This is a genomic window from Peribacillus sp. NPDC060253 (assembly GCF_042727425.1).
GTDB lineage: Bacteria > Bacillota > Bacilli > Bacillales > DSM-1321 > Peribacillus.
Map to the genome: position 1 here is coordinate 68,587 of NZ_JBHXAS010000009.1, position 6,102 is coordinate 74,688.

Consider the following 6,102-nt stretch of genomic DNA (forward strand, 5'->3'; position numbering starts at 1 on the left):
CCTTATTTTGGACCATATACTGAATATAATCACTATTCATTTTATTTTACATGTTCTCCAGCATTTTCGATATAGTTTATTCTTTTTGATCATGTTCCTACAGGATTTGCTAATCATCGCGCAAACCAAAAAGGGACTGAATGCGCATAATCAGTCCCTTATACAAAGTATTTACTGTTTCTTATAAAAAAATGTATCGATGGTTTCAAATTGATATTTCCCGGGGGTGAATATCTGTTCTGTACTTCCTACAAAAAAAACCCCGCCGCTTTTTAGTGACGTACTGAATTTATCATATAATAAACCTTTTGCTTCTTCAGTGAAATAAATTAATACATTACGGCAAACGACTAAATCGAATCCCTGTTCGAATCGATCAGCAAGAAGATTATGCCGCTTAAATGTCACTCTCTTCTTGATTGCATCATCGACATGATAAAAACCCTCTTCTTTTTTAAAGTATTTCCTTTTCATTTCTTCAGGCACTTCATTTAATGAGCGTTCAGGATAAATTCCCAATTTCGCTCGCGCCAATACATTTTCATCTAAATCCGTCGCCAATATCTCTATTTGGTTAAGTGGAACAAGATTGGATAATATCATGGCAATTGTATATGGTTCCTCACCTGTTGAGCAGGCAGCACTCCAAATTTTCAACTTTTTATTGCTTTCCAATAAGAGTGGAAGAATTTTCCTCTCCAGCACTTCCCATCTTTTCACGTTTCTATAAAATTCAGAAACATTGATGGTCATTCTATCCAAAAACTCATTTAAAACTCCGGGACTGGTTTGAATATCTTTATAGTATTCACTAAATGAATGATAACCTCTTTTTTCATATAGAGATGTCAGTCGCCTTTTCATTTGCCCTTCTTTATATAATGCCAAATCAATGCCTGTCAGCATTTTGATATTACGGATAAACTCTTCATATTCTTGAGGCATTCCAACGACTCCCCTGCACATAATTATTTTAAGTGATTCCATATATATATCGGAGAGAGCTGAAATTTCTTTAAACTATAATGGTGCTTACGACCGCTTCCCTACATAAAAAAGTCCATACAAAAAAAGCGGGTCCATCGCATAAAGACGATGAAGCCCGCTTCTTAAAAAGTGTTTCTATTGATTAATAAACCCACTCGTTAACAAGTTTTGAATACTCAACAAGCTCTTCTTCTTTGAAGAATAAGCCGATTTCACGCACTGCGCTTTCAGCTGAATCAGAACCGTGAATGATGTTTTTGCCAACAGTTACGGCAAAGTCGCCACGAATTGTTGCTGCTGCTGCATCTTTAGGGTTAGTTGCACCCATCATTTGACGTGCAGTAGCGATTACATTTTCACCTTCCCAAACCATTGCGAAAACAGGACCTGAAGTAATGAAGTCCACTAATTCGCCAAAGAAAGGACGCTCTTTGTGCTCGCCGTAATGTTGCTCAGCCAATTCCTGGGAGATGACCATTAATTTTGCTCCTGCAAGAAGGAAGCCTTTCTTTTCAAAACGGGAAACGATTTCACCGATTAAATTGCGTTGAACGCCGTCAGGCTTTACCATTAAAAATGTTCTTTCCATAATTGTCACTCCTATTATGTATCATTGTTATTTGCCTATATAAGGCAATCCTTTTAGAATATTACCATTGTTTGATGAGTTTCGCAACTCCAAGTATTAAAACTTTCTTTTTCCGATATTTTTCGCGATATCGGATAAAGTTTTTCTTGCTTTAATAGCAGGAAGACCCTTCAACTCAATAAAAGCCTTTTCTAAATACATATCACTGATCCTCGCTGCCTGTTCAATGGCACCCGAAGATTTTATCGCATTGATAATATGGTTCATTTCGTCCTTAGGCGTATCTTCCCGAACTGTTTCAATAAGCTTTTTCAACTTTGGATCTTCCATCGCAATCAAAACGGGCAACGTGATATTTCCTTGAATCAAATCACTTCCGGCTGGTTTCCCAAGCTCTTCTTCGGAAGCTGTAAAATCCAATATATCATCGGTGATTTGATAAGACATACCGACATAATATCCGAATTTAAATAGCTTTTGGTGAATTTTCTCATCCACCCCCGCTGAAATGGCCCCCAACTGGCAGCTAGAAGCAATGAGTAATGCCGTTTTTCGTTTGATCCTTCTAAAGTATATCCGCCAATTTTGTTCGAAATTGTATTTATCTTTGATCTGTTCAATTTCCCCAAGACATAGTTCAACCATAGTATCCGCTAGAATTTGATGTGCAAGAGGAGACTCGATCACTGCCATCATTTCCAATGCACGTGCAAAAATGAAGTCGCCTGTATACATGGCGACACGATTATCCCATTTGGATTTGATGGTCGCAGATCCCCTGCGTAAATCCGCATCATCTACAACATCATCATGTACGAGGGAAGCCGTGTGGATCAGTTCCAATGTCGCTGCAACATGCTTTACGATATGAATATCATAATCGCCAAACTTCGCACCTAATAGGACGAATACAGGACGGATCCGCTTTCCACCGGATTGCAGTAAATGCAGGGATGCTTCCCTTAAAACAGTGGAATCCGCTTCAATTGCGGCTTCTAGTTCTTTTTCTATTAATTGCAAATCTGCATTCAAAAATGAATACATCATTTTAAATTTCATACATTCCACCCAGCTTTGTCCATTGCTATTATGCTTATTTTGAAGGCTTGTACCCGAAATGTGTTGCTGCAACACCGCCAAAATGGGCCTTGTAGCTGACATTTTCCATTCCTGCCTGCTTGAACATGTTTTCAAGCTTTTTCATGCCAGGGAAATCGCGGGCCGATTCCTGTAACCATGAATATTCGTTATAGCTTTTTGCGAATAATTTGCCGAACACGGGCATGATGAAGCGGAAATAAAAATAATAGCCCTGTTTAAAGCCAAGCATCGTCGGTTGTGAAGTATCTAGGCAAACGACCATTCCACCCGGCTTGGCGACTCGGTTTAACTCTTTAAGCACTTGCATGTAATCAGGGACATTCCTCAGCCCGAAACCGATCGTGACATAATCAAAGCTATTATCCTCAAAAGGAAGTTCCATTGCATTCCCATGCATTAGGGCAACTTGATCTAAATTGAGTTCATTCACCTTTTGCTCGCCGATTTTCAGCATGTTCTTACTAAAATCCAGACCCACTACACGACCTTTTGGTCCTACTTCATTAGCAAGGGCAATGGTCCAGTCCGCTGTTCCACAGCATACATCAAGTGCATGGGCGCCTTTTGGGACATTCATGATGGCCATTGTAGCCTTACGCCATTTAAGATGCTGTTTAAAGCTGATGAGAGAATTCATCTTGTCATAATTACCGTAGATCTTTTCAAAGACATGATGAACTTTTTGCTCTTTAGACTGCTCCATGATTCACCCTTCTTTCACATATGAATTTGCTATATTCTCTGTTTGTTCCAAGATGATGTTCACTCTTTCCAGAAGATCATCATCCATTTTTACCAATTTTCGCATGGAGTTCTGTACGGATTGCCTGGCATCCATCAGACACTTATCGAATTGGGCCCGTACCCGATCTTCTTTTTCCGAGGTGAGAACTCCCTCACCATTCGAAGCATTAAAAGGCATTTCCCTTAGGACATCAAAAAATATCGATTGGCCCGACCTCAGATAACTCCTCTTCTCTGCATGTAACCGGTTTAAAAGCAGCAAATCTTCCGAGATGTCTCTCCAGGCGGGCTGATCATAGTAATCCGCCAGTTTAAGAATCAGCGAGGCCTCAATCGCTTTTATCGTCATTAAAAGCGTTGGTACATCCTTTATGGACCCTTGCTGATATAGAATGATTTTATTATCATTTATTTGTTTTATGGCGCTTGAGAGTACACGGATCATCTCAACGTTGCCCACACTGGCAAGCCCTTGATAGTATAAGCCGCTATAGTAATCACCAGCAAGCACTTGTAATTGGCGATTTTTCAATACCTCTGGTAACTCGATACCTTCACCAGAATTCGATACGGTTTCATGGGTATCCAGAGCTATTTGCACTAACATGGTTGAAATGATGTATTGATTCCGTTTTTCGCTTAAAACGTCCAAATCGTTAAACAATCCCCAAAGCAATATCAGTTTATCTTCGTCTAAGCTTGGTTTTTGTATAAACTTCAGTAAATATGGATGTTGAGCTTTCGTTTCGATTAATCGTTTTAATTGCCTTATGTCGTCCGTTATGTTTAACAATTGAGATCACCCTTGCATCCCCGAAAGATAATTTTTTTCATACATATTGGTTTCTGTCTGTGTAAAATACACATTATTATACCATAAAAACAATCAGATGAAATGGACAACGTTTATAAAATGAAACTCCCAAAAATATGGAAACCATCGTCTTTTGTTTCTTCAAAAAAATGGATGCGGGAAATGGACAGCTTGTTAAACGCGATATCAGATGATTGATTTAAAACTTAAATTATTGAAAAAGCCACTATTTGTCGGAGGGATTCCTTTTCGAATCGCTTTCTATCTCACCGAAAGGCGTGTAAATTTTTGCCTGTCCCCTGATTTTAATCGCCGATGTATGCTCTGTGAATTGTGCGATCATCACTTCTCCTGAGTCAAGTTTTTCGGAGTGGTGAAACTTTGTATCCGTTCCTCTTGTTAATCCAATGACATTCACACTATCCTCAATGGCTTTGATTACGACAAAATCATTCAGAATCTTTTTTTCATTCATTTTTTTCCTGCCCCCATACCCTTAGTCTTTAATGAAAGCCAGCACTTCAGCTCTTGTACGATGATCTTTTGCGAACGTTCCCCTTACAGCTGAGGTAACTGTTTTAGATCCCGGTTTTTTGACACCTCGCATCGTCATGCACATATGTTCAGCCTCCACTACCACCATTACACCATGAGGTTCAAGCTTTTCCATAATGGAGTCAGCCACCGTAGAAGTGATACGTTCTTGAAGCTGCGGACGTTTTGATACGGCCTCAACCGCACGTGCCAACTTGCTTAGGCCCGTTACTTTTCCGTTTTTCGGAATATATGCTACATGCGCTTTTCCGTAAAAAGGGACTAAATGATGTTCACAGACTGAGTAAAACGGGATATCTTTTACTAGTACGAGTTCTTCATGGTCTTCTCCAAATACAGTATCGAAATATTCCTTTGGATCCTGGTTCAGTCCAGAAAAAATTTCTTCATACATTCTAGCTACACGGGCAGGAGTATCAAGCAGTCCTTCCCTCGTTGGATCTTCTCCTACAGCCTCAAGAAGCATTTTAACCGCTTCCTCTAATTTGGCATGATCTACATTAGCCATTTATACGTACCTCCTAAAATTTCAAACATAATATGTATTTAGAAAAAAACTCAAGGCATTACACCCCGATATCCATATTTCCTATTGTTAAAGCAACCCATTACCACCGCAATACGTGCCCTAGAAACGCAGCTTCATCGGAATCGCTTTTTTCGTAATGGTTAATTCCTTATGGTGCAATTACCATTTACACCTTCACTAAAATATTCACTGTCTTTTATATTATCACAGATAGAAATTAAGAAGCAAAAAAAGGGCCGCGTTTGCACGCGGCCCTTTTCGGTTAAGCACCCGTATGTAATGGTAGAATTACTTCACTGCATCTTTCAGTGCTTTACCAGGTTTGAAAGCTGGCACTTTGCTAGCTGCAATTTCGATTTCGTCACCAGTTTGTGGGTTACGACCTTTACGAGCCGCACGTTCACGAACTTCAAAGTTACCAAAACCAATCAATTGGACTTTATCACCGTTTTTTAGAGCTTCTAAAATTGTATCAAAAACAGCATCAACAGCTTTTGTAGCGTCTTTCTTAGAAATTTCAGTTGCTGTAACAACTTCATTAATCAATTCTGTTTTGTTCATGCCATTCACCTCCTCCCAAAAGGATTCTTTATAAAAAATCATTATTACAACACTATAATAGTGATTTGATATTGGTTTCGGTCTTAAAATTTTCATTCCTTAAAAATCGGAAATTACTAAGCCGGATAAATTTCCAAATAATACATCCAGAAATTTAAAAACAGGTTGAAATCGCTGTTATAACGCTTTTTCTGTATGTAGATTATCACAAATCCTATAAGC

General features: G+C 39.0%; 8 protein-coding genes. All 8 read right to left on the reverse strand.

Translation table 11 applies throughout. The features are described 5' to 3' along the window. Window positions 1-171: 171 nt before the first annotated feature. Complete coding sequence (locus ACFWE9_RS04310) at window positions 172-945, reverse strand: CheR family methyltransferase (protein WP_377355741.1); 774 nt, start codon at window positions 943-945, stop codon at window positions 172-174. 184 nt (window positions 946-1,129) lie between these two features. Then, complete coding sequence (gene ndk, locus ACFWE9_RS04315; protein WP_034308008.1) at window positions 1,130-1,576, reverse strand: nucleoside-diphosphate kinase; 447 nt, start codon at window positions 1,574-1,576, stop codon at window positions 1,130-1,132. Window positions 1,577-1,672: 96 nt separating this feature from the next. Continuing rightward, entirely contained in the window at window positions 1,673-2,635 is a 963-nt protein-coding gene (hepT, locus tag ACFWE9_RS04320; protein ID WP_230156966.1) for a heptaprenyl diphosphate synthase component II, read from the reverse strand. Window positions 2,636-2,669: 34 nt separating this feature from the next. Further along, complete coding sequence (locus ACFWE9_RS04325) at window positions 2,670-3,380, reverse strand: demethylmenaquinone methyltransferase (RefSeq protein ID WP_230156965.1); 711 nt, start codon at window positions 3,378-3,380, stop codon at window positions 2,670-2,672. Between the two features lie 3 nt (window positions 3,381-3,383). Further along, entirely contained in the window at window positions 3,384-4,214 is an 831-nt protein-coding gene (locus ACFWE9_RS04330) for a heptaprenyl diphosphate synthase component 1 (protein WP_377355743.1), read from the reverse strand. Window positions 4,215-4,461: 247 nt separating this feature from the next. Then, a complete protein-coding gene (gene mtrB, locus ACFWE9_RS04335) occupies window positions 4,462-4,710 on the reverse strand; it encodes a trp RNA-binding attenuation protein MtrB (protein ID WP_230156963.1) in 249 nt (82 codons plus the stop codon). A 21-nt stretch (window positions 4,711-4,731) separates the two neighbouring features. Beyond that, complete coding sequence (folE, locus tag ACFWE9_RS04340; RefSeq protein WP_034308020.1) at window positions 4,732-5,298, reverse strand: GTP cyclohydrolase I FolE; 567 nt, start codon at window positions 5,296-5,298, stop codon at window positions 4,732-4,734. 309 nt (window positions 5,299-5,607) lie between these two features. Continuing rightward, window positions 5,608-5,880, reverse strand: a complete 273-nt coding sequence (locus ACFWE9_RS04345; protein WP_034308023.1) for an HU family DNA-binding protein — start codon at window positions 5,878-5,880, stop codon at window positions 5,608-5,610. Window positions 5,881-6,102: the final 222 nt, after the last annotated feature.

Bases quoted from the DNA above. Each gene is read 5' to 3' on its own strand.
- ACFWE9_RS04310 (WP_377355741.1), bottom strand. From the start codon at position 945: ATGCCTCAAGAATATGAAGAGTTTATCCGTAATATCAAAATGCTGACA.
- ndk (WP_034308008.1), bottom strand. From the start codon at position 1,576: ATGGAAAGAACATTTTTAATGGTAAAGCCTGACGGCGTTCAACGCAAT.
- hepT (WP_230156966.1), bottom strand. From the start codon at position 2,635: ATGAAATTTAAAATGATGTATTCATTTTTGAATGCAGATTTGCAATTA.
- ACFWE9_RS04325 (WP_230156965.1), bottom strand. From the start codon at position 3,380: ATGGAGCAGTCTAAAGAGCAAAAAGTTCATCATGTCTTTGAAAAGATC.
- mtrB (WP_230156963.1), bottom strand. From the start codon at position 4,710: ATGAATGAAAAAAAGATTCTGAATGATTTTGTCGTAATCAAAGCCATT.
- folE (WP_034308020.1), bottom strand. From the start codon at position 5,298: ATGGCTAATGTAGATCATGCCAAATTAGAGGAAGCGGTTAAAATGCTT.
- ACFWE9_RS04345 (WP_034308023.1), bottom strand. From the start codon at position 5,880: ATGAACAAAACAGAATTGATTAATGAAGTTGTTACAGCAACTGAAATT.